The 23407-nt window shown below is 64.3% G+C and carries 23 protein-coding genes; 20 read left to right on the top strand and 3 right to left on the bottom strand.

Annotated features, from left to right (window positions below):
* Positions 1 to 32: 32 nt before the first annotated feature.
* The gene (locus DTW89_RS19280) at positions 33 to 545 is read right to left on the bottom strand and encodes a hypothetical protein (protein ID WP_147277630.1); all 513 of its coding nucleotides are present in this window, start codon (positions 543 to 545) and stop codon (positions 33 to 35) included.
* Positions 546 to 699: 154 nt separating this feature from the next.
* Here DTW89_RS19280 and DTW89_RS04845 point away from each other — a divergent pair, with 154 nt between their 5' ends.
* From DTW89_RS04845 to DTW89_RS04765, 17 genes are all read left to right on the top strand, one after another.
* Positions 700 to 1515 (top strand): glycosyltransferase family 2 protein, encoded by an 816-nt coding sequence (locus DTW89_RS04845; RefSeq protein WP_236637030.1) that lies wholly within the window; start codon positions 700 to 702, stop codon positions 1513 to 1515.
* Entirely contained in the window at positions 1512 to 2615 is a 1104-nt protein-coding gene (locus tag DTW89_RS04840) for an MraY family glycosyltransferase (protein WP_114655106.1), read from the top strand. The genes DTW89_RS04845 and DTW89_RS04840 overlap by 4 nt, the downstream gene beginning before the upstream one ends.
* Before the next feature lie 84 nt (positions 2616 to 2699).
* Positions 2700 to 3590 (top strand): acetylglutamate kinase, encoded by an 891-nt coding sequence (gene argB / locus DTW89_RS04835; RefSeq protein WP_024813012.1) that lies wholly within the window; start codon positions 2700 to 2702, stop codon positions 3588 to 3590.
* Between the two features lie 182 nt (positions 3591 to 3772).
* The gene (locus tag DTW89_RS04830) at positions 3773 to 4465 is read left to right on the top strand and encodes a response regulator transcription factor (protein ID WP_024813011.1); all 693 of its coding nucleotides are present in this window, start codon (positions 3773 to 3775) and stop codon (positions 4463 to 4465) included.
* 38 nt (positions 4466 to 4503) lie between these two features.
* The gene (locus tag DTW89_RS04825; protein ID WP_114655105.1) at positions 4504 to 5967 is read left to right on the top strand and encodes a sensor histidine kinase; all 1464 of its coding nucleotides are present in this window, start codon (positions 4504 to 4506) and stop codon (positions 5965 to 5967) included.
* Positions 5968 to 6156: 189 nt separating this feature from the next.
* A complete protein-coding gene (gene slmA, locus DTW89_RS04820) occupies positions 6157 to 6840 on the top strand; it encodes a nucleoid occlusion factor SlmA (RefSeq protein WP_114655104.1) in 684 nt (227 codons plus the stop codon).
* Between the two features lie 234 nt (positions 6841 to 7074).
* On the top strand, positions 7075 to 7779 hold the full coding sequence (locus DTW89_RS04815; protein ID WP_114655103.1) for a TetR/AcrR family transcriptional regulator: 705 nt from the start codon (positions 7075 to 7077) through the stop codon (positions 7777 to 7779).
* 4 nt (positions 7780 to 7783) lie between these two features.
* Positions 7784 to 9580, top strand: coding sequence for an acyl-CoA dehydrogenase C-terminal domain-containing protein (locus tag DTW89_RS04810; RefSeq protein WP_024813007.1), 1797 nt, complete (start codon positions 7784 to 7786; stop codon positions 9578 to 9580).
* Positions 9581 to 9731: 151 nt separating this feature from the next.
* Entirely contained in the window at positions 9732 to 10166 is a 435-nt protein-coding gene (locus DTW89_RS04805) for a DUF2147 domain-containing protein (RefSeq protein ID WP_114655102.1), read from the top strand.
* A gap of 56 nt (positions 10167 to 10222) precedes the next feature.
* On the top strand, positions 10223 to 12649 hold the full coding sequence (locus DTW89_RS04800; protein WP_114655101.1) for a 3-hydroxyacyl-CoA dehydrogenase/enoyl-CoA hydratase family protein: 2427 nt from the start codon (positions 10223 to 10225) through the stop codon (positions 12647 to 12649).
* An 8-nt stretch (positions 12650 to 12657) separates the two neighbouring features.
* Entirely contained in the window at positions 12658 to 13167 is a 510-nt protein-coding gene (locus DTW89_RS04795) for a DUF4442 domain-containing protein (protein WP_024813004.1), read from the top strand.
* Between the two features lie 12 nt (positions 13168 to 13179).
* Positions 13180 to 14379, top strand: a complete 1200-nt coding sequence (locus tag DTW89_RS04790) for an acetyl-CoA C-acyltransferase (protein ID WP_024813003.1) — start codon at positions 13180 to 13182, stop codon at positions 14377 to 14379.
* A gap of 331 nt (positions 14380 to 14710) precedes the next feature.
* A complete protein-coding gene (locus DTW89_RS04785; RefSeq protein ID WP_114655148.1) occupies positions 14711 to 15601 on the top strand; it encodes an alpha/beta hydrolase family protein in 891 nt (296 codons plus the stop codon).
* Between the two features lie 27 nt (positions 15602 to 15628).
* Positions 15629 to 16456 (top strand): acyl-CoA thioesterase, encoded by an 828-nt coding sequence (locus DTW89_RS04780; RefSeq protein WP_024813001.1) that lies wholly within the window; start codon positions 15629 to 15631, stop codon positions 16454 to 16456.
* Between the two features lie 73 nt (positions 16457 to 16529).
* Positions 16530 to 17306, top strand: a complete 777-nt coding sequence (locus DTW89_RS04775; RefSeq protein WP_024813000.1) for an enoyl-CoA hydratase — start codon at positions 16530 to 16532, stop codon at positions 17304 to 17306.
* A 174-nt stretch (positions 17307 to 17480) separates the two neighbouring features.
* Positions 17481 to 17963, top strand: a complete 483-nt coding sequence (locus tag DTW89_RS04770) for a thioesterase family protein (RefSeq protein ID WP_024812999.1) — start codon at positions 17481 to 17483, stop codon at positions 17961 to 17963.
* A gap of 137 nt (positions 17964 to 18100) precedes the next feature.
* Positions 18101 to 18658, top strand: coding sequence for a bactofilin family protein (locus DTW89_RS04765; RefSeq protein WP_024812998.1), 558 nt, complete (start codon positions 18101 to 18103; stop codon positions 18656 to 18658).
* Positions 18659 to 18712: 54 nt separating this feature from the next.
* Here the strand turns inward: DTW89_RS04765 and DTW89_RS04760 are convergent, their stop codons facing one another.
* The gene (locus DTW89_RS04760) at positions 18713 to 19126 is read right to left on the bottom strand and encodes an acyl-CoA thioesterase (RefSeq protein ID WP_114655100.1); all 414 of its coding nucleotides are present in this window, start codon (positions 19124 to 19126) and stop codon (positions 18713 to 18715) included.
* A 40-nt stretch (positions 19127 to 19166) separates the two neighbouring features.
* Between DTW89_RS04760 and DTW89_RS04755 the strand changes: the two genes are divergently transcribed.
* The 3 genes from DTW89_RS04755 to DTW89_RS04740 all read left to right on the top strand — a co-directional run bounded on the left by DTW89_RS04755 (position 19167) and on the right by DTW89_RS04740 (position 22541).
* Entirely contained in the window at positions 19167 to 20981 is a 1815-nt protein-coding gene (locus DTW89_RS04755; RefSeq protein ID WP_114655099.1) for an ABCB family ABC transporter ATP-binding protein/permease, read from the top strand.
* 176 nt (positions 20982 to 21157) lie between these two features.
* Positions 21158 to 22090, top strand: coding sequence for a 2-hydroxyacid dehydrogenase (locus tag DTW89_RS04745; protein ID WP_114655097.1), 933 nt, complete (start codon positions 21158 to 21160; stop codon positions 22088 to 22090).
* A gap of 106 nt (positions 22091 to 22196) precedes the next feature.
* Complete coding sequence (locus tag DTW89_RS04740) at positions 22197 to 22541, top strand: nucleotide pyrophosphohydrolase (RefSeq protein WP_114655147.1); 345 nt, start codon at positions 22197 to 22199, stop codon at positions 22539 to 22541.
* A gap of 15 nt (positions 22542 to 22556) precedes the next feature.
* On the opposite strand, the gene dld is transcribed toward DTW89_RS04740, so the two are convergent.
* The coding region (dld, locus tag DTW89_RS04735) for a D-lactate dehydrogenase (protein WP_114655096.1) at positions 22557 to 23407 on the bottom strand (851 nt) is incomplete at its 5' end.

Raw genomic sequence — 23407 nt, 5'->3', positions numbered from 1 at the left:
TATGAACGAGAGTGTTTGTGCCTTGGACATGACTACTTTGCAGTGGGGGTGGGCATAGGAACCCCAATCTTGATTTCCCGTTGCAACCCGTAGTACTTTCCGCCAGCGCGGACAACCAACAAGATAGGCTGGGTTTTGGCCAGGTTCAATAGCAATGTGGCTTCGGGCAGTGCGGAGGGTTCCAGCATGACAGTTGCGAAAAGTGCGATACCACTCTCCGGCTGAGGGCTCAGACTTAAAAGCCATATGCCGTCTGTGCGAGGCATGGCACTGACAGCCTTGAAGCGGATGGGGCCTGCAGGTGCAATGGCCGGAAAATCAAGGAGTAAATCGTTTCCGCTTTCCAGAGCCTGGATGGATGTGGGAGGACGAAGCGTTGCGAGGAACTCATCCGCTTTTTTTGATGAGGCTCCTGCGGGGAGGGCCAAACCGACCTTCGCGGATTGGTGCGTAGTTTGCGCCTGCGGAAGCGCTGGGCAGCCGATGGCTGCTACAAAAGTTGCTGCTCGAGCGATCAGCCCAAAGTATCGGCGTACAGAATACATGTTTCCATTATCGCCTCCGATTGTTAACCGTCGAATGCGTTTGACCCTGCATCGTCGATCCTGTGAGCTTCAGGGATGCCAGGCAGGTGACAGTCTGAAAGACAAAGCGGTCCAAGCCGGATGGAGGAGGCAGTCAGAGGACAATGGACCCTTCATGAAATCCTCATTCCAGTCTCCGGGCATGCCGGTTACTCCCCCATGCCATGTTGGTGCTTTGGTTGTTTCCATTGTGAGCCATGGGCATGGAGCCATGGTGCAAAAGTTGATTTGGACGTTGGCACGGCTTAACTCTGGAGTGATTGCACGCGTAGTGCTGACGCTAAACCTGCCTGAAGCCGAGCCTGCGCGGCCCGCGGAAGGTTGGCCGTTTGCGTTACAAGTCATCATCAATGCGCAGCCCGCGGGCTTTGGCACGAATCACAACCGGGCGCTTGCGGGGGCGAGAGAGCCGTTTGTGTGTGTGCTCAACCCTGACGTGGAGTTGGCCGGGGGCGATCCTTTTGTTGCGCTCGTGCGTTCGGCTTCTATGCCCGGTACGGGGTGCGCCTACCCTGGGCAGCTAGATGCGCAGGGCCGCTTCCAAGACAGTGAGCGTGAATTACCCACACCCTGGGTGCTGTTGCGGCGCCATGTTACGGGGCGGCGCGAAACTAAAGCGGATTGGGTTAATGCAGCTTGTCTGGTGCTGCCACAGCCGGTGTGGCAGACGCTGGGTGGATTTGACGAGGCATACTTTATGTATTGTGAAGACGTGGATTTGTGCTTGCGTCTTCGCCTTGTTGGTCTCGATTTGGTTCGTGCGCCCGTCCAAGTGGTTCATGCTGGGCAGCGTGCCAGTCAAAGGCGCTGGGAGCATCTGCGATGGCATGTGCAAAGTTTGCTTCACCTATGGCGCTCCTCGGTGTACAGGCAGGCGTGCCAATTGTTACGTGCGCAAGCCAATGGCGCAGGTACCATCGGCCGCTCATGATCTGGTTGTCTTTGGTGGCTTTTATGGTGGCAGCATTGGTGGCGGGGCTTATCGTCCGCTGGATGAGCGGACACGCGTCCGTTTATGGCAATGGCATGCCCCAGCGCTTTCATCTGGGAGATGTGCCCCGCGTAGGTGGCGCTGCGGTGCTGTTGGGAATGTGTTGCAGCTGGGTGCTGGGGGTGGCGCAATCGCAATGGTGGGGGGACTCTGGTTCTCTTCGGTTGGGCGGCTGGGTGGGGCTGTGGTTGTTGGTGGTGTTGCCGGCGGCTGTGAGTGGCATTGCCGAAGATCTGACCCAACGGTTAACCGTGCGCTATCGACTTGCCTTCACCGGAATGTCGGGTTTGCTGGCCATCGGCTTGTTGGACATGGCGGTGCCCCGCTTGGGCATGCCATGGCTGGACACCTTGTTGTTGGCTGCGCCCTGGCTGGGTCTGGGCATTGCGCTGCTGGCCGTGACGGGGCTGCCCCACGCCTTCAACATCATTGACGGTTACAACGGTCTGGCGGGCATGGTGGCCATCATCGTCTGTCTTGCGCTGGCCCATGTGGCGCTGCAGGTGGGCGACCGGGGACTGGCGGCGCTGCTGGTATGCACTGCGGCTGCAACCGGTGGGTTTCTGGTGTGGAATTACCCCCGAGGCATGTTGTTCGCGGGAGATGGTGGCGCCTACATCTGGGGTGTGGTGATTGCCATGGCCAGCATTTCCTTGGTGCAGCGCAACGCGGATGTCTCGCCCTGGTTCCCTTTGCTGCTGCTGATCTACCCGGTGTGGGAGACTTTGTTTTCCATCTATCGCAAGACGGTTCGCGGGGTGTCGCCGGGTGTTGCCGATGCACTGCATTTCCACCAGTTGATCTATCGGCGCATTGTGCGCAGCGTGTTCCACGACGATGAATCGCGCAGAGTGCTGATGCGCAACAACCGCACGTCGCCCTACCTGTGGGGCTTTACTTTGCTGACCGTGGTGCCAGCCGTGCTGTTCTGGAACAACACCCCCTTGCTCATGGCGTTTTGTGGGCTGTTCGTGATCAGCTATGTGATGGCCTACATGGCCATCGTGCGGTTCAAAGTGCCTGAGTGGTTGAGGCGCTGAGCATGGGCTAGCGCCCCTTGCCTGCAGTGCGCCCGAATGCGGCACAATTTGCGCCTCATTGTTTTCACCGGATGGCACGCCTCCATGACCGACCTTCTTTCGATAGCACCCCGCGACAAGGCTGAAATTCTGGCCCAGGCGCTGCCCTATATCCGCAAGTTCCATGGCAAGACCATGGTCATCAAATATGGCGGCAACGCCATGACCGACCCCGACCTGCAGGCCGACTTTGCCGAGGACGTGGTGCTGCTCAAGCTGGTGGGCATGAACCCGGTGGTGGTGCACGGGGGCGGTCCGCAGATCGAGACGGCGCTCAACCGGCTTGGCAAGAAGGGCCATTTCATCCAGGGCATGCGCGTGACCGACGCCGAAACCATGGAAGTGGTGGAGTGGGTGCTGGCCGGCGAGGTGCAGCAGGACATTGTGGGCCTGATCAACCAGGCCGGCGGCAAGGCCGTGGGCCTGACGGGGCGCGACGGCGGCATGATCCGCGCGCAAAAGCTCAAGATGGTGGACAACAAGGACCCGAGCATTGAGCATGACGTGGGCCAGGTGGGCGACATCGTGTCCATCGACCCCAGCGTGGTCAAGGCGCTGCAAGACGATGCCTTCATTCCGGTCATCAGCCCCATTGGTTTTGGTGAAAACAACGAAAGCTACAACATCAACGCCGACGTGGTGGCCAGTAAGCTGGCCACGGTGCTGCAGGCCGAAAAACTGATGCTGCTGACGAACACCCCCGGCGTGCTGGACAAGGCGGGCAAGCTGCTCACCGACCTCACGGCGCGCGAGATTGACGCGCTGTTTGCCGATGGCACCATTTCGGGTGGCATGCTGCCCAAAATTGCGGGTGCACTGGATGCGGCCCGGGCCGGTGTGAATGCCGTGCACATCATCGACGGCCGCGTGCCGCACGCCATGCTGCTGGAAATCCTGACCGATCAGGCCTACGGCACCATGATTCGCAGCCACTGATATGCCCCCCCTGAGTCCCTTCGCGCCATCCCCCCCAAGGGGGACGCCGCCAGCGCGGCGGGGCGGCCCTTGCGCGTCGGCTGCTGGCCTCGGCCGCGCCAGTGTCACGGGCCACGGCCAGGTGGGGGACGCTCGTTCGTACCAGCAACTGCGAGCCACCCCTGGCGCAGGGTGGCACTGACATGCGCTTGTTGCTGGTCGAAGACGACGTTATGGTGGCCAGCGGCATCAAGCTGGGGCTTACCGACGCGGGTTATGCCGTCGATTGGGTGGGCAGTGGCGAGCGCGCTGAAGAAGTGCTGCGCACCGAGTCGTTTGATGCAGCCATCATCGACATCGGCCTGCCCGCCATGGATGGGCTCGAGCTCACCCGCCGTCTGCGTCGTCCCGGCATGGCCAGTCCCGCCATGCCGGTGCTGATTCTCACAGCCCGCGATGCCTTGCACGACCGGGTGCAGGGGCTGGACCTGGGCGCTGACGATTACATGGTCAAGCCCTTCGAGTTGCCCGAGTTGTTGGCGCGGTTGCGCGCGTTGTTGCGGCGCTCGCAGGCGGCCACCACGGCGGTGCTGAGTTTTGGCCCGCTCGAGCTCGACACGGCGGGGCGCCGCGCGAGCATCCGGTCGAACGACACCGAGCAGGTGATTGATCTCGGCCCGCGCGAATGGACGGTGCTGGAATACCTGCTGATCCACGCCCCCAAACCGGCCAGCAAAGACAAACTGCTGCAGGCGCTGACCGGCTGGGACAAGGAAATCACGCCCAACGCTGTCGAGGTGTATGTGTCGCGGCTGCGCGGCAAGCTGGAGCCCCATGGCGTGGCCCTGCGGTCGATTCGCGGCTTTGGCTACCGGCTGGAATTGCAAGCGCAGTAAACCCGGGCACCACCATGCAGCGGCCCCGACTTCGCGCGATGACCTCCGATCTGCGCAACCGCCTGCTGATGCTGCTCGTGCTACCCCTGATGGCGCTGGCCACGGTCGGCGTCTGGCTCGACTACCGCTCGGCGGACGAAGCCGCAGGGCGGCACGATCTGCGCCTGCTGCGCCTGCTGCCGGCCCTGGCCGATTCCGTGCTGGCCCCGCCCTTCCTCGACCGCGAACCGCCCTTGCTGCTGCTGGCCCCGCCGGTAGAAGATTTCCTGCGCCAGAACGCGGGCTATGCGGCTTACAGCGTGCGCGACACCACGGGCCGGCTGCTGCTGGGAGAAGGCTGGGTGCATGGCGGCGTGCCCACCACGCAGGCGCCTGAGTTTCACAGCATGGAGTATGGCGGCGTCACCTACCGGGTGGCGGTGCAGCGCGGGCGCACGGGCGCCGGCGAGCTGGTGGTGGCGCTGGCCGATGGGTCGGATCCCCGCCAGCAATGGGCGCAGCAGTTGCTGATGCGGGTGCTGTTGCCCAACCTGGTGCTGGTGACGGCGGCGGGGCTGGCCATTCACTGGGCGGTGCGCCGGGCCTTCAAGCCGCTGGTGGACCTGGCGGATGCCGTGGAGCGCCGCTCCCCCCGCGATCTGAGCCCGATTGACGAAGCCGCATCGCCCTCCGAGGTGCGCCCTTTGGTGCACTCGCTCAATCGCCTGTTTGCCCTGGTGAACGCGCAGGCAGAGGGGCAGCGCCGCTTTGTGGCCGATGCGGCCCACCAGTTGCGCACGCCGCTGGCCGGCCTGCAGGCCCAGGTGGAGGCATGGGCCCTGATGGCGCGCGCCTCGGTGCCTGCGCCGTTGTCGCTGAATTTTGATAAAAAACACCCTCTAGCCCAACAGCAGAAAGCGCAAGGTGCTATTGTTTTAGGAGTCGATGAAATCGAAAAGCTGCGCAACGCCACCCGGCGCACCTCGCAGCTGGCGCACCAGTTGCTGGCGCTGTCGCGCGCCGACGCGCGCAGCCTGGATGCCCAGCCTTCCCAGCGTGTGGATTTGAAGGATTTGTGCGAATCCCTGCTCGAAACCTTTCTGGATGCCGCCACGGGCAAGGGGCTCGACCTGGGGCTTGATGTGCAGTCGGTGCGGGTCACCGGTCATGGCTGGCTGCTGCGTGAACTGCTTTCCAATTTGGTGGACAACGCCATCAAGTACACGCCCGCTGGCGGGGTGATCACCATTCGCTGCGGTGTGCGGCGCAACGCCATGAACCCTCCCCGGGTTTTTTTGCAGGTCGAAGACGATGGCCCCGGTGTCCCTGATGCTGAGCGCGGGCGCGTGACGCAGCGCTTTTATCGGGTTCCCGGCACGGTGGGCGAGGGCACTGGCCTGGGGCTGGCCATTGCCGACGAAATTGCCCGCGTGCACCACGCCGCACTCACGCTGGGAACTGGCAGCCAGGGTCGCGGGCTGGTGGTGGCGGTGGTGTTCCCGCCCGAGCCGCCGGTTGCCTGAGCCAGAACCAGAGCCACCGGGTCAGACGCGCGCCAGACGCGTGCCGGGGGTGCCGAAGGGCTGTGCGAGAATCATTTCCATACATGATTTACGCCCTGCCCAAGATCGCCAAAAGCGCTCACTGCCCGTCCAGCAAGCCTTGGCCGTGCGGTTTTCTTGGGATCAGTGTTTCCATTCCTCCCCTCCAGCATGTCTGAACTTTTGCCCATCCCCGAGCCAGTCACCACTGCCGATGTGGGCGACAGCCCAGTGGCGCGCAAGCGGCCCAAGCCCGGCGAGCGGCGCATGCAGATCCTGCAGACACTGGCCGAGATGCTGGAGCAGCCCGGGGCCGAGCGCATCACCACGGCGGCGCTGGCCGCGCGCCTGTCGGTAAGCGAGGCAGCCCTGTACCGCCACTTCGCCAGCAAGGCCCAGATGTTCGAGGGGTTGATCGATTTCATCGAGCAGGCCGTGTTCACGCGGGTGACGCAGATTGTCGGGCGCGACCCGGTCGATGCAGCGCTACCTGCCGAGGGCGGCGCCCACCAGGCGGCGCGCGTGGTGGCGCTGCTGCTGCAGTTTGGTGAGCGCAATCCGGGCCTGGTGCGCGTGATGGTGGGCGATGCGCTGGTGCTGGAGCACGAACGCCTTCAGCAGCGCATGAACCAGTTTTTCGAGCGCATCGAATCCTCGCTGCGCCAGTGCCTGCGCGCAGCAGCAGGCGCGGCAAGCTCCTCCACGCCCACGGTGGATGCCCAGGTGGCCGCCAGTGTGCTCACGGCCTTTGTGCAGGGCCGGTTGCAGCGCTACGCACGTTCGGGTTTTCGGCGATTGCCAACCGAATATCTGGACGCTAGTCTTGCGTTGTTGATCCGGCCCGATGCGGCTTGAACTGTTTGCGCCGGGTTTGCCTGAGCGGTAAACGGCGGTCAGGCTGAACTGAGGTATCAGGGCGCCAGAGCCCTGATGCACTGAAGGCGCTGCCGCCAGCAGCCCGGCCGCCCGCAGCATGGCGGTGGCGTGCGAACAACGCCCGGTGCGATAAGACCCAAATTGTTTGGGGGACTTTGGGCACCGGTTCAAAAATACTGCAAAATAGCACGAACGTTCGTTTTATTTTTGCGCATGCCTTCACCTACCCCATCTCGCCAAGTCACCCGTATCCCGCGCGCTACCAGCGGCACGGGCCGCGCGTTGCAAAAAGGCCCGCAAACCAAGGCCGTCATTGTGGATGCCGCCCTGGGCCTGGCAACGCACATTGGGCTGGAAGGGCTGTCGATTGGCGCGCTGGCCGATGTCACGGGGATGAGCAAGTCGGGCGTGTTTGCCCACTTTGGCTCGCGCGAAGAGCTGCAGATCTCGGTCATCCGTGAGTACCACAACCGGTTCGAGCAGGAAGTGTTCTATCCGGCCATGAGCTCACCGCGCGGCGTCGCCCGTTTGCGGGCCATGTTTGACAACTGGATGAAGCGCACCTCGATCGAAATCGACTCGGGCTGCATCTACATCAGCGGCGCCATCGAGTTTGGCGACCGCACCGGCCTGGTGCGCGATGCGCTGGTCAGCTCGGTCATGACCTGGCACGCCGCCATGAAGCGCGCCATCGAGCATTGCAAAGAACTGGGCCAGCTGCGCGACGAGGTCAGCCCCGAGCAGATGCTTTTTGAAATCCACGGTCTCATCCTGGCACTGCACTACGAAGCGCGTTTTCTGCAAACCCCCGGGTCCATCGATCGGGCCATCACGGGGTTCAACAACATTCTGGCCCGCTGCAGCCAACCGGCTGCGGCAAAGGCCCTCACCCTTTCCACCCAAACCAACAAGGAGTAACCCCATGCCTACCTACACGCCGCCCCTGCGCGACATGCAATTCGTCATGCACGAAGTCTTCAAGGTCACCGACGAGTTCAAGGCCATGCCCCAGCATGCCGAGGTGGATGTGGACACGATCAACGCCGTGATCGAAGAGGCAGGCAAGTTCGCCTCTGAAGTGATCTTTCCGCTGAACATCAGCGGCGACACAGAAGGCTGCACGCTGGACAAAGTCACCCACGAGGTCAAGACCCCCACGGGTTTCAAGGAAGCCTACGACAAGTTCGTCGAAGGTGGCTGGGCGGCGCTCTCCTGCGACGCCGCCTACGGTGGCCAGGGCCTGCCCTTTGTGCTGAACCAGTGCCTGTACGAAATGATGAACTCGGCCAACCAGGCCTGGACCATGTACCCCGGCCTGAGCCACGGTGCCTACGAAGCCCTGCACGCGCACGGCACCGACGAGCAAAAGGCCCTGTACCTGCCCAAGCTGACCAGCGGTGAGTGGACCGGCACCATGTGCCTGACCGAACCCCATTGCGGCACCGATCTGGGCATGTTGCGCACCAAGGCCGAACCCCTGGCCGATGGCACCTACAAGATCACCGGCAACAAGATCTTCATCTCTGCAGGCGAGCACGCCATGGCCGCCAACATCGTGCACCTGGTGCTGGCCCGCCTGCCCGATGCGCCCAAGGGCAGCAAGGGCATCAGCCTGTTCGTCGTGCCCAAGTTCAATGTCAAGGCCGACGGCTCTTTGGGTGACCGCAACCCCATCTACTGCTCGGGCCTGGAGCACAAGATGGGCATCCACGGCAACGCCACGGCGCAGATCGCCATCGACGGCGCCATCGGCACCCTGGTGGGCAAGCCGCACAAGGGCCTGGCCGCCATGTTCGTGATGATGAACGCCGCCCGTCTGGGCGTGGGCAACCAGTCGCTGGGACTGACCGAAGTGGCCTACCAGAACGCGCTGGTCTACGCCAAGGACCGCATCCAGATGCGCAGCCTGTCGGGCACCAAGGCCAAGGACAAGGACGCCGACCCGATCATCGTGCACCCCGACGTGCGCAAGATGCTGCTCACCGCCAAGGCCTACGCCGAAGGCGCCCGCGCCCTGCAGATCTACTGCACTTTGCTGCTGGACAAGGTGCACAGCCACCCCGATGAAAAGGTGCGCGCCGAATCCGAAGAACTCGTGGCGCTGCTCACGCCCATCGTCAAGGCCTTCATCACCGACAACGGGCACACCGCCACCAACGCCTGCATGCAGGTCTACGGCGGCCATGGCTTCATCAAGGAATGGGGCATGGAGCAGTACGTGCGCGACAACCGCATCAACATGATCTACGAAGGCACGAACACCGTGCAGTCGCTCGATCTGCTGGGCCGCAAGATCCTGGGCAACAACGGCGCCACGCTCAAAAAGCTGGGCAAGCTGATTGGCAAGCTGGTGGAAGAAGAAGGCGTGAACGAAAAGATGGCCGAGTTCATCAACCCCGTGGCCTACCTGGGCGACCAGATGACCAAGTTCACCACCGAAATCGGTTTCAAGGGCCTGCAAAACCCCGACGAAGTGGGCGCTGCTGCCGTGGACTACCTGCGCGTGGCAGGCCACCTGGTGTTTGGCTACTTGTTTGCCCGCATGGCCCAGGTCGCGCTGCGCGAAATCGCCGCCGGCAATACCGACCCGTTCTACGGCGCCAAGCTGCAGACGGCACGTTTCTACTTTGCCAAGCTGTTCCCCGAGACCGCTACGCTCATGCGCACGGCGCGTGCCGGCAGCAAGGTGCTCATGGACACCGACCTGGCCCTGGCCTGATACGGTGTTGCCGTCAAACGGGTAACGCCGTTGGGGCGCCGCGCCGTGCTAGCGCATGGCCTTCGGCGCCCCGGCTGGTTATCCGGTTGAATGCAAAGCCGGATGAATCCCCGTCAGCACGAATTTCAAGCCTTTTAGTACTGGAGCCCTTATGTATAAAGCGGTAGCAGCTATTGTTATTGTAGCGTTTTCGGTGCCTGCATGGGCCCAGATGACACCCGAGGGTCTGTGGCGCAACATCGACGACAAGACCGGTGAGGCCAAGGCCGAAATCCGCATCCGCGATAACGCAGGTGCGCTGACCGGTGTGCTCGAAAAGCGCCTGGCCAAAGACGCCAAGCCCGACGACCTGTGCAAGGAATGCAGCGACGACCGCAAGGACAAGCCGCTCGTGGGCATGGAAATCATCCGGGGCGCCAAAAAGGCCGAAGGCAAGGATGTGTGGGAGGGCGGCAAGATTCTCGACCCCGAGAACGGCCGCAACTACACGCTGCGCATGACACCCGTCGAGGGTGGCAAAAAGCTCGAAGTGCGCGGCTCCATCGGGCCATTCGGCCGCACGCAGACCTGGGTCCGGGTCCAGTAACGGCCACTGCGTTGCCCGCGCACGGCGCGGCAACGCCACAACAAGGAACAAAAGACATGTCCCGATTTATCGAAACTCGCGCTACGGCTCGTTTTCAAGTGAAGAAAGTCGCCGTCCTCGGCGCAGGCGTGATGGGCGCGCAGATTGCTGCGCACCTGGTCAACGTCAAGGTGCCCGTGGTGCTGTTCGACCTGCCCGCCAAGGAAGGTGCCAAGAACGGCATCGTCACGCGCGCCATCGACAACCTCAAGAAGCTCAAGCCCGCGCCGCTGGGCGTGGCCGACGACGCCGCGCTGATCCAGCAGGCCAACTACGAAGAGCATCTGGAGCAGCTGCGCGACTGTGACCTCATCATCGAGGCCATCGCCGAGCGCATGGACTGGAAGCTCGATCTGTACACCAAGATCGCCCCCTTTGTTGCACCGCACGCCATCGTGGCGTCCAACACCTCGGGCCTGTCGATCACCAAGCTCTCCGAGGCGCTGCCCGAGAGCATCAAGCCGCGCTTTTGTGGCATCCACTTCTTCAACCCACCCCGTTACATGACGCTGGTGGAGCTGATCAACACCCCCACCACCGCCCCCGAAGTGCTCGACCAGCTCGAAGCCTTTGTGACCAGCGGCCTGGGCAAGGGTGTGGTGCGCGCGCACGACACGCCCAACTTCATCGCCAACCGCGTCGGCATTGCCGGCATGCTGGCCACGATGAAGGAGGTCGAGAATTTCGGCCTGACCTTTGACGTGGTGGACGACCTCACGGGCAAGAAACTCGGCCGTGCCAGCAGCGGCACCTTCCGCACCGCCGACGTGGTGGGTCTGGACACCATGGCCCACGTCATCAAGACGCTGCAGGACAACCTCAACGAACAAAGCGATCCGTTCTACGGCAGCTTTGAAACGCCCGCCGTGCTGAAAAAGCTGCTGGAGCTGGGCAACCTGGGTCAGAAGACCAAGGCCGGTTTCTACAAAAAGGTCGGCCGCGACGTGCTGCGTTTTGACCTTGAAGCTGAGGAATACGTGCCCGGCGGCCAGAAGGCCGACGAGGTGTACGGCCGCATGCTCAAGAAGCCCGCGGCCCAGCGCCTGAAGCTCTTGCGCAATGCCGAGGGCGCACAAGGCCAGTTCCTGTGGGCCATTTTGCGCAACAGCTTCCACTATGCTGCTGTGCACCTGGGCACCATTGCCGACAACGCGCGCGACGTGGACTTGTGCCTGCGCTGGGGCTTTGGCATGAAGCAGGGCCCCTTCGAGCTGTGGCAGGAGGCCGGCTGGCTCGACGTCGCCAAGATGATCCAGGAAGACATCGACGCCGGCAAAGCATTGAGCCGCGCGCCGCTGCCCGAGTGGGTGTTCAAGGGCCCCGTGGCCGAGGCCGGTGGCGTGCACACCGCGCAGGGTTCGTGGAGCGCTTCTGCTAACAAATTCATAGCGCGTCGCGCTTTGCCCGTCTACACCAGGCAGCATTTCCCTGAAAAACTGCTGGGCGAGTCGCTGCCCGACTTCAAGACCGCTGGCAAGACGCTGCACGAAGACGACGCCATCCGCCTGTGGACGCTGGACGACGAGGTGCTGATTGCCAGCATCAAGACCAAGATGCACGCCATCAGCCCCGACGTGTGCGAGGGCCTGAACCTTGCCGTGGAAATGGCCGAGAAGGACTTCCAGGGTGTGGTGATCTGGTCGGGTGACGAGCCTTTCAGCGTGGGTGCCGACCTGCAGGCCATGCTGCCCGCCTTCATGGTTGCTGGTGTCAGCGCGGTCGAGGGCGCAGAGCAAGAAATGCAGCAGACCATGCTGCGCCTGCGCTACGCCAATGTGCCCGTGGTGTCTGCCATCCGTGGCATGGCGCTGGGCGGCGGGTGCGAGCTGGCCGTGCATTCGGCACGCCGCGTGGTGCACATGGAAAGCTACATCGGCCTCGTCGAGGTTGGCGTGGGCCTGGTGCCCGGCGCTGGCGGCCTGACCTACATCGCGCGCCGTGCGGCCGAGAATGCCGAGACGTCCACAGGCAAAGACCTGATGCCCTTCCTGACCGAAGGCTTCACCGCCGCCGCCATGGCCAAGGTGGGCACCAGCGCGCTGGAATCGCGCAAGCTGGGCTATGTGCTGCACAGCGACGTGATCGTGCCGCACAAGGACGAGCTGCTGTATGTGGCCATCAACGAAGCCAAGGCCATGGCCAACGGTGGCTGGCGTGCCCCGCACAAGCGCCTGTTCCCGGTGGCGGGCCGCAGTGGCATTGCCACCATCAAGGGCTCGCTGGTCAACATGCGCGACGGCGGCTTCATCAGCGCGCACGACTTCCATATCGCCAGCCTGATTGCCAACGTGGTGTGTGGCGGCGACGTGGACGCGGGCACGCTGGTGAGCGAGGAATACCTGATGGCACTGGAGCGCAAGGCGTTCTGCGCGCTCATCGAGCACCCCAAGACGCAAGAGCGCATCCTGGGCATGTTGTCCACCGGCAAGCCCGTACGCAACTGACCGCCCGCATGAGCGAACACGCCCCCAACAAACTGCAGCGCTCGCTGATGCGCCTGGACGAGGCCCCCGCTTTCATGCGGGGCTTTGTGCAGAACATCATCTTGCGCCGCGCCGTGCCGTTTACCGGCACGGCCGGGGTGCAGTTTGTGTCGCTGACGCCCGAGCGGGTGGAAGTGCGCCTGGCCAACGAGCACCGTGTGCGCAACCACATCGGCAGCGTGCATGCCTCGGCCATGAACCTGCTGGCCGAAACGGCCACGGGCATGGCGGTGGGCATGAACGTGCGCGACGACTGTCTGCCGCTGGCCAAAGAGTTGAGCATGGCGTTCAAAAAGCGCGCCACCGGTGCGCTCAAGGCCGTGGCCACGCTCACGGCAGAGCAGCGTGCGGCCATGCAGGCCAGCGACAAGGGCGAGGTTCAAGTCAAGGTCACCGTGACCGACGAAACCGGCGTGGAGCCGGTCGAATGTGCATTTACGTGGGCCTGGGTTCCATCCAGCCGCCCCGCCAAGAATTGAAGGAGTTTCACCATGGCCAAACAAGTCCAGGAAGCCTACATCGTCGCGGCTACGCGCACGCCCATCGGGCGCTCGCACCGCGGCTTCTTTCGCAACATGCGCCCCGATGACCTGCTGGCCACCACGCTCAAGGCAGCGCTGGCAGCCGCGCCCGGTCTCGACCCCGCAGCGATTGAAGACATCATTTGCGGCTGCGCCATCCCCGAGGCGCAGCAGGGTCTGAACGTGGCGCGCATTGGCGCCGTGCTGGCGGGCCTGCCCACCAGCGTGGGCGGCATCACCGTGAACCGCTTTTGCGCATCGGGCCTGTCGGCCGTGCAGATGGCGGCCGACCGCATCCGCGTGGGCGAGGCCGAAGTCATGATCGCCGCCGGTGTGGAAAGCATGAGCATGGTGCCCATGATGGGCAACTCGCCCAGCCTGTCGCCCACCATTTTTGAGCGCGAAGGCGACGTGGGTATTGCCTACGGCATGGGCCTCACGGCCGAGAAGGTGGCCCAGCAGTGGAAGGTCAGCCGCGAAGCGCAGGACGAATTTGCGCTGCAGTCGCACCTGAAAGCCCTGGCCGCGCAAAAGGCCGGTTACTTTGCCGACGAGATCACGCCCATCGAAGTGACCGACCGCACGGCCAACCTGGAAACCGGCGAATCCATCGCCCGCACCCGCACCGTGAGCCTGGACGAAGGCGCGCGCGCCGACACGTCGCTGGAAGGCCTGGCCAAGCTGCGCACGGTGTTTGCGGCACGCGGCTCTGTCACGGCGGGCAACAGCTCGCAGACCAGCGATGGCGCAGGGGCTCTGATCCTGGCCAGCGAATCGGCGGTGAAGCGCTTTGGCCTCACGCCGCTGGCGCGTTTTGTGAGCTACGCCGCCAAGGGCGTGCCACCGCACATCATGGGCATTGGCCCCATCGAGGCGATCCCTGCGGCGCTGCGCTATGCCGGCCTCAAGCACCAGGACATCGACTGGTTCGAGCTGAACGAAGCGTTTGCCGCGCAGTCGCTGGCGGTGATGAACACGCTGGGGCTGGATGCGTCCAAGGTCAACCCGATGGGCGGCGCGATTGCGCTGGGGCATCCGTTGGGGGCTACCGGTGCCATCCGGTCGGCGACGGTGGTGCATGCATTGAAGCGCAACAAGCTCAAGTACGGCATGGTGACGATGTGCGTAGGGATGGGACAAGGCGCCGCCGGCATCTTCGAATCTGTTTGAGTTGACTGGCTACCGAGCGGGCGATCTGCGTCGTTGGGCGGTGCTCGCCATCCTCACGTACCGCAAGTACGTTCCGGTGGCTCCGCTCCCTCCGCCTAGCAGCTCATCCCGCTCGCTACGCCCTTGAGGGCGGGGTTTGGGGGCATGAGCAGGGATAGGCAGGTCGGGTTTGGCAGCTCAGTGCGCCCCCGACTGTTCGGGCTGAGCTTGTCGACGCCAGGGCGCTGCCTCCGCCACCGTTCCGACTGAGCCTGTCGAAGCCCTGTTTCGGGGCGTGGCAGGCGTTTTCATTTCAAACCGGCACAGATCGGTGTTGAGCCAGGAGACAGACATGAACAAGCAAACCTTGCAGGTGAACGGCGCCGTAGTCCTGGCACTGCGCGTGTACGAGCCCGCGGGCGCTGCGCGTGCCAGTGTCGTCATTGGCGGGGCCATGGGCGTGCGGCAGTCGTTTTACGAGGCCTTTGCGCGCTGGATGGCGCAGCAGGGGTTTCGGGTCACCACGTTTGACTACCGGGGCCATGGCGATTCGCTGCACGGGGCCATGCGCGATGTGAAGGCCGATCTGTTTGACTGGGCGCAGGACTATGAGGCGGTGATCTCTGCGGCCAAGGCCGCGCTGCCCATGCAGCCCTTGTACCTGCTGGGCCATAGCCTGGGCGCGCAACTGCCGGGCCTGCTCAGGAAGCCCGGGCAGGTCGATGGCCTGCTCAGCGTGGCGGCAGGCAGTGGCTACTGGCGCGACAACGCGCCGAAGCTCCGGCGCGTCGTTCCGTATTTCTGGTGGGTGCTGGTGCCGCTGGCTACGCGGCTGTGCGGGTACTTTCCGGGGCGCGCGCTCAAGAAGGTGGGCGACCTGCCGTCCGGGGTGATCCTGCAGTGGCGCCGCTGGTGCCTGCACCCGGCCTATAGCGTGGGGGCCGAGGGGGCTGCCGTGGCACAGAGCTATGGCGCGGTGCGGTTTCCGGTGCTGGCCTTGTCGATGGCCGACGATGAGCTGATGACGCTGCGCGGCACGCACAACCTCGTCAACCTGTATGCCAACACCGAGCGCCGGGTGGAGAGCATCTCCCCGGCAGAGCTCAAAGTGCGGCACATCGGGCATTTCGGGTTTTTTCGCGACCAGTTCCGCCAGAGCCTGTGGCCGCGCGCGGTGGCGGCGCTGGCCCAGCTGGGTGGCGGTGCGGTGGTGGGCACACCAGTCGCCGGTACGACGCTTTAGCGCCCCATTTCACGGCACACTTGCGGCATGACTTCATCCATCCATCCATTGGACGAGGCGCTTGCGCTGACGTCTTCGTCGCCCGGCCAGTACACGGGCCAGACCCATCCCGGTTACTGGAACATGGTGGGCCCCTTTGGCGGGGTGACGGCGGCCACGCTGCTGCAGGCCGTGATGCAGCACCCCCAGCGCCTGGGTGATCCGCTGTCGCTCACCGTCAACTATGCGGGCGCCCTGGTGGCCGGGCCTTTCACGGTGCAGGCAACGCCGGTGCGCACCAACCGTTCTACCCAACACTGGACGCTGTCGATCCTGCAGGCCGACGCCGAGGGCGCCCAGGTGGTCACCACCACGGCCACCGCAGTGACGGCCGTGCGCCGCGATACCTGGAGCGCGGGCGACGTGCCCATGCCCGGCGTGCCGCAGCCGGCCGATCTGCCCGCCATTCCCCCGGGGTTTGGCTCGGAGTGGCTCAGCCGCTACGAGATGCGGCCCGTCACCGGGACGCTGCCGCGCGCCTGGGACGGCAGCGGCGACCACAGCCTGACCCAGCTGTGGATGCGCGATGCGCCCCCGCGCCCGCTCGATTTTTGCGCGCTGGCGGCGCTGGCCGACGTGTTCTTTCCCCGCGTCTGGTTGCGCCGCGCGCACCGGGTGCCGGCGGGCACCGTGTCGATCACGGTGTATTTCCATGCGAGTGCGGCACAGTTGCAGGAGACCGGCATGGGCTACCTGCTGGGGCAGGCGCGCGGGCAAGAGTTTCGCAACGGGTTTTTTGACCAGACCGTGCAGCTGTGGAACGAGGCGGGCACCATGCTGGCCACCAGCCACCAGATCGTTTATTACAAGGAATGAAGGGCGGGCCACCTTGCCGCAACAAGGCCCTGCCTGTCATCACGTCCCCCTCAGACCTCACAAAATGACCACCATGACCGAAGCCACCCAAGACATCCTCGTGCACACCGAAGCGGGCGTGACCACCATCACCTTCAACCGCGTGGACAAGAAAAACTCCATCACGACCCGCATGTATGCCGCCATGGCCGATGCGCTGGCCGCCGCCGAAGCCGACGCCAGCGTGCGCGCGGTGGTGTTCCAGGGCGATGTGGCGGTTTTCAGCGCCGGCAACGACATTGGCGACTTTCTGCAGCAGCCGCCCGCTACCCAGGATTCGCCCGTGTTCCGCTTCTTGCGCGGCCTGGCGGCTTTTCCCAAGCCGGTGATTGCGGCGGTGTGCGGCCCGGCGGTGGGCATTGGCACCACCATGCTGTTCCACTGTGATCTGGTCTATGCGGGCGACAACGCAGCGTTCTCCATGCCCTTCGTCAACCTGGGCCTGTGCCCCGAAGCCGCATCGAGCCTGCTGGTGCCGCAAATGATGGGCTACCACCGCGCTGCCGAAGCCCTGCTGCTGGGCGAGCCCTTCATGGCCGAGGCCGCTTTGGAAGTGGGCCTGGTCAACCGCGTGGTGCCGCCCACCGAATGCAATGGCGTGGCCCAGACGCAGGCGCGCAAGCTGGCCGCCAAGCCGCTGTCGGCACTGATCGAAACCAAACGCCTCATGAAAAAGGGCCAGGCCCCGCAGGTGCAAGCCGTGATGGCCGAAGAAGGGGCCAGCTTTGGTCGCATGCTGCGCGAGCCCGCAGCCCGCGAAGCCTTTGGCGCGTTCATGGCGAAACGCAAGCCTGACTTCAGCAATTGCTGAAGTCCGCGCGGTCTGAGGGCTGCCTCAGGCCGTGTGCACTGGTGCCTGATCGTGGGCGTTGATGTGAATGAAAATAGCGTCAAGCGCTTATTGCGCATTGGTTTATAGCTATTAATAAAGTAGCATTGTGCATGAGGGCGCCAAGCCCCGCGCACCTGCTGCCCCAAGGACCCCATGACAAAAACCGTGATACCCCCCGTCGAGTTTGAGCCGGAGTTCATTGCCGGCGTGAAAACCATCTTTGAGGAAAAGATTGTCTTCAACCATGTGCTGGGCCTGAAGGTGGTGAGCCTGGCGCCCGAGCGTGTGGTGGCCCGCATCGACATGAAGCCCGAGCTGGTGGGGCACTATGCCTACAACCGCATTCATGGTGGTGTGATCAGCGCGGGGCTCGATGCCATGGGCGGTCTGGCCGTGATGGCTGCCATTGGCGCGCGCCACATGGACGAGACGCCCGAGCAGCGCCTGCACCGCTTTGCCCGGCTGGGCACCATCGACTTGCGCGTGGACTATCTGCGGCCTGGCATTGGCAGCCATTTCGAGCTGCGCGCCGAGGTGCTGCGCCTGGGCTCGCGCGTGGCCACCACGCGCATGGAGTTTTTCGGGCCCGACGGCGTGCTCATGTCGGCGGGCGCCGCAGCCTACATCGTGTCCTGAACCGGCCGCAGCGGGTGTGCCCATGCAAGTGGTGCAAGTGCATGCAACCATCGAACGATTTGGTTACCGAACTTGCGTGAGACGGCAGGTTGAAATGCCCCCGCGCTCCTACGATCCCTTCTTTTCAAGGAGATCCGATGGCCGTGCAGAACCCTTTTTTTGGCAAACGCGAACCCGAAACTTTTCAGCCCCGCCACACAACGGTCACCCCCAGCAGCAGTGTGAACAGTGTGGCCCCCACTAGCGCCAGCACCAGCGCCGCCACTGCGACCGCAGCAGCGGCCAAGGCACCAGCAGAAAACAGTGGCAGCAAGCTCACTGTGGGCCCCAACATCAAGCTCAAGGGGGTCGAGATCACCGATTGCGACACCCTGGTGGTGGAAGGCACGGTGGAAGCCACCATGGACTCGCGGGTCATCCAGATTGCCGAGCAGGGCGCGTTTCGTGGTTCGGCCGACATCGACATCGCCGAAATCCGTGGTGAATTCAATGGCACGCTCACCGTGCGCGACAAGCTGGTGATCTTTGGCACCGGCCGGGTCAGCGGGAAAATCCGCTATGGCAAGCTGGTGGTGGAAGAGGGCGGCCAGTTGTCGGGCGAAATCGCGGTGGGTGTGGGCACCAGCGCCAGTGCCCGCCCGGCGGCCGCAGCGCGGTCCGTTGAGGTGCCGGTGCCTGCGGTGGCGCTGGCCTGAAGCGAAGCGCCCGATCGGGGCTGAGCCTGCGCCCATGGCCTGGGCGCAACGCGCTCAGGAATGCACCGGCACCGGGCGCGGCCGGCCATCGGCGTCGATGGCCACATAGGTCAGGCGCGCTTCGGTCACTTTCAGGTATTTGCCCTGGTCCGAGAACCGCTCGGCATACACCTCGACTTCCACCGTGATGGATGTGCGGCCAATGCGCGTGACGGCGGCGAAGAACGACAGGATGTCTCCCACCCGCACCGGTTGCTTGAAGATGAATTCGTTCACGGCCACGGTGGCCATGCGGCCCTTGATGTAGCGCGCGGGCAGCACCGAACCGGCCAGATCGACCTGCGCCATCACCCAGCCGCCGAAGATGTCGCCGTTGGCGTTGCTGTCGGCAGGCATAGGTATGACCTTCAGAACAAGTTCATGGCTGGAGGGCAACGCGGGCGCGGCAAGGATGGGCAGGTCGGTCATAGGCACAATCTCGGTAAAACAACTATCGGAATTGTCCTTCATGCGCCACCACGGCGAGCCTTCTCCTCCCCCCTCTGCCACCAATCCCGCGCAAAAGCGCTCTGACTGGGCCACGCTTTCCCGCCTTCTGCCCTATTTGTGGCAATACAAGTGGCGCGTTGTGCTGGCCATCGTGTTCATGGTGGGCGCCAAGGTTGCCAACGTGGGCGTGCCGGTGCTGCTCAAAAACCTGGTCGATGCCATGACGATCAAGCCCGGCGACCCCGTTGCCGTGCTGGTGGTGCCGGCGGGGCTGCTGCTGGCCTACGGGCTTTTGCGCCTGTCCACCTCGCTGTTCACCGAGCTGCGCGAACTGGTGTTTTCCAAGGCCACGCAGGGCGCGGCGCGCTCGATTGCGCTGCAAACTTTTGAACACCTGCACGCTTTAAGCCTGCGCTTTCACCTGGAGCGCCAGACCGGCGGCATGACGCGCGACATCGAGCGCGGCGTGCGCGGCATCGAGTCGCTGATCTCGTTCACACTGTTCAACATTGGCGCCACCCTGATCGAAGTGGCCATGGTGCTGACGGTGCTGGCGGTCAAGTTTGACGCCTGGTTTGCCTGGATCACGCTGGCCGCGCTGGCCTGCTACATCACCTTCACGGTGCTGCTGACCGAGTGGCGCACCAAGTTTCGTCGGGAGGCCAACGAGTTTGATTCGGCTGCGCACAGCAAGGCGGTGGATTCGCTGCTCAATTACGAAACCGTCAAGTATTTCAACAACGAAGGCTTCGAGGCCCGCCGCTACGACGAAAGCCTGCAGCGCCTGCGCGCCGCACGCCTGAAGGCGCAAAGCTCGCTCTCGCTGCTCAACACGGGCCAGCAGCTCATCATTGCCACGGGCCTGGTGGCCATGCTCTGGCGCGCCACGCAGGGCGTTGTCGATGGCCGCATGACGCTGGGCGATCTGGTCATGGTCAACGCCTTCATGATCCAGCTCTACATTCCGCTGAGCTTTCTGGGTGTGATTTACCGCGAGATCAAGCAGAGCCTGACCGACCTGGACAAGATGTTCACCCTCATGGACCGCGAGCGCGAGGTGGCCGATGCCCCCGGCGCGCAGCCGCTGGTGGGGCTGGCCCAGCCCACGGTGCGCTTTGAAGACGTGCAATTTGCCTACGACCCGGCGCGGCCCATCCTCAAGGGCATCAGCTTCGAGATTCCGGCGGGCAAAACCGTGGCGGTGGTCGGCCCCTCGGGCTCGGGCAAGTCCACGCTGGCGCGGCTGCTGTTTCGCTTTTACGACATTCAGCAAGGCCGCATCACCATGGCGGGGCAGGAAATCCGCAGCGTGACGCAGGCCAGCCTGCGCTCGTGCGTCGGCATCGTGCCGCAGGACACCGTGTTGTTCAACGACACCGTGGCCTACAACATCGCCTACGGCCGCCCTGGCGCCACCCAGGCCGAGGTGGAGGACGCGGCCCGCGCAGCGCGCATCCACGATTTCATTGCCTCCACGCCCAAGGGTTACGCCACCATGGTCGGCGAGCGTGGCCTCAAGCTGTCGGGGGGCGAAAAGCAGCGCGTGGCCATTGCGCGCACCCTGCTGAAAAACCCGCCGGTGCTGATTTTTGACGAGGCCACATCGGCACTCGATTCGGCCAACGAGCGCGCCATCCAGGCCGAGCTGCAAAGCGCTGCCCGCAACCGCACCACGCTGCTGATTGCCCACCGCCTCTCCACGGTGGTGGACGCGCACGAGATTCTGGTGATGGATGCGGGCCGCATCATTGAGCGCGGCACGCACGCGCAGCTGCTGGCCCAAGGCGGCCGCTACGCCAGCATGTGGGCCTTGCAAAAGGAAAGCCCCCCCTGAGTCGCCTGCGGCGCCTTCCCCCTGAGGGGGACGACGCCCTCGCTGCGGGGCGGCCCTTGCTCGGCGTCTCTCGCCTCGCGTGCGCCGGTTTCATGCGCTTTGCCCTAGACAATTGGGCGCAAGCTCGTAACCTCATCCAGCCATCAGCGCTGGTTTTTGATGAACTGTTTTGATGTATGAAGCCTGTCCTGCTTGCCCTCACTTTCCTGTCTGAAGAACACCGCGCCCAGATGGCCGAGGTGTTTGAAGTTGTCTACGCGCCCGATACGGCGCAGGCTGCGACCGCGATTGCCCAGCATGGCCCGCGCTTGCGGTTGGTGCTCACCATCGGCGCCATTGGCTTGTCGCCCGCGCAGATCGACGCGCTGCCGGCGCTCACGCTGATCTGCGTACTGGGTGCTGGTTATGAAAACGTGGCGGTGGACCACGCCAAGGCGCGTGGCATCGTGGTGGCCACCGGTGCGGGCACCAACGACGACTGTGTGGCCGACCACACCTGGGGCCTGCTGATTGCGGCGCAGCGCCGCATCCTGCCGCTGGACAAGGCCACGCGGGCCGGTGTGTGGCGCACGGCGCTGCCGCTGCCCCCCAACGTGTCGCACAAACGCCTGGGCATCATTGGCCTGGGCACCATCGGCAAGAAGATTGCGCAGCGCGCGCTGGGCTTTGAGATCGAGGTGGGCTACCACAACCGCAGCGCCCGCACCGATGTGCCTTACCGCTACTTTGCCGATGTGGCGGCGCTGGCCGAGTGGGCGGACTTTCTCGTCATCGCCACGCCCGGTGGTGCTGCTACCTGGCATCTGGTCAACGCCGCCGTGCTGAACGCGCTGGGGCCACGCGGCGTGGTGGTCAACATTGCACGCGGCAGCGTGATCGACACCGCCGCCCTGGCCGCCGCGCTGCGCGAAGGCCGCCTTGCCGCAGCGGGGCTGGACGTGTACGAGAGCGAACCTGCGCCCCCGGCCGAGCTGCTGGACCTGGACAACGTGGTGCTCACCCCCCATGTGGCGGGCTGGTCGCCCGAAGCGGTGCAGAACTCGGTAGACCGCTTCATGGAAAACGCCCGTCGCCACCTGGCGGGCGAAGCACCGGTGACGCCGCTATGAGCATTAAATCGGCCTCTAGCGCTTTATCGATCAGCGCAAGCAGCTATGAAATCAATAGCGTTTGTGTTGTGCGGCGTGCGGGCCAACCCGGGAGCGGCGCATGACGCTGGACCTGGCCGACCTGCAGCAGCGCCTGCGCGCCTTTGCCGCTGCCCGGCAATGGCAGCCGTACCACACGCCCAAGAACCTGGCCATGGCGCTGATGGTGGAGGCGGCCGAGCTGCAGGAGCTGTTCCAGTGGCTCACGCCTGAGGAATCGCAACAGTTTACCGCCGACCCCGCGCAGAAGGAACGCGTGGGCGAAGAGATGGCCGATGTGCTGCTCTACCTGCTGCAGCTGGCCGACCACACCGGCGTGGACTTGCGCGACGCGGTGGAGCGCAAGCTGGTGAAGAACGCCATCAAGCACCCTGCACCCCCCGCTGGCCCGGCTGCGGCCGATGGACCATAGCCGGGCTGCGTGCGCTCAGGCGTTTTCGGAGTACCCCTTGGGCCAGCCGCCGCTGGCGTGGTTGCACTCCTGCCAGTTGCGCCCGCGCGGGGTGTGGCCGATGCCGGGGTTGAAGGTGTTGGTCGGGTCCAGCGACTGGTAGAAGCCCGCCAGCGCAGGCTTGGCTACGTACAAGTGGCCCACGTTGTGCTCGGCGGGGTATTCGGCGCGGCGCGCGTCCAGCAGCTCCCACATGCGGTGCTCCATGGCCAGCGGGTCCACGCCCTTCTTCACGATGTAGTCCTGGTGGAACACATGGCAGAAGAAGTGGCCGTAGTAGAGCTTGTGCACCACATCGCGCTCCACGTCCTGCGGCAGTTGCTCCACCCATTCGCGGTCGTTGCGGCGCAGGGCGATGTCCAGGGCCACGATGTCTTCGACCTCGCTGCGGTGCACCTCGCGGTAGCGGATGGCCGCGCCGGCGATGGCAAATCGGTGCAGGAAGGCCTTGCGACCCTCGTCGGCATCGCACTCAAACCAGCCGCCAGCGGTGTGTGCCGGGGCAAAGTGCTCGGCCAGAAAGGTGCGTGTGGCTTCCACCTGGTCGTTCGATACGCGCACCAGCAGGTGGTGCTCGTACAGGTCGCGCCACTGGCGCACGCGCCGGGGCAGGTGGCTGGGCAGCAGGCGCGTTACGGCCTGGATGGCGTGGTCCACAAAGCCGCGCATCCCCAGGCGTTCAAAGAACCCATCGAACCGGCTCTTGAGTGCAAAGGCCGCAGGCACGCGGGCCGTGCCAAAGTGGTTGATGAGCAGGAAGGTGTCCTTGCCGTACTTCTCGCCAATGTCAAACGCCGTGCGGTGGATGTATTCACCGGCAATGGGCG

Origin of the sequence: Acidovorax sp. BoFeN1 (assembly GCF_003345135.1) — a bacterium.
In the GTDB taxonomy this organism is placed as follows: Bacteria; Pseudomonadota; Gammaproteobacteria; order Burkholderiales; family Burkholderiaceae_C; genus Acidovorax; species Acidovorax defluvii.
The sequence above is the reverse complement of the archived record's forward strand: the minus strand, read 5'-3'. Positions and strand labels throughout refer to the sequence as shown.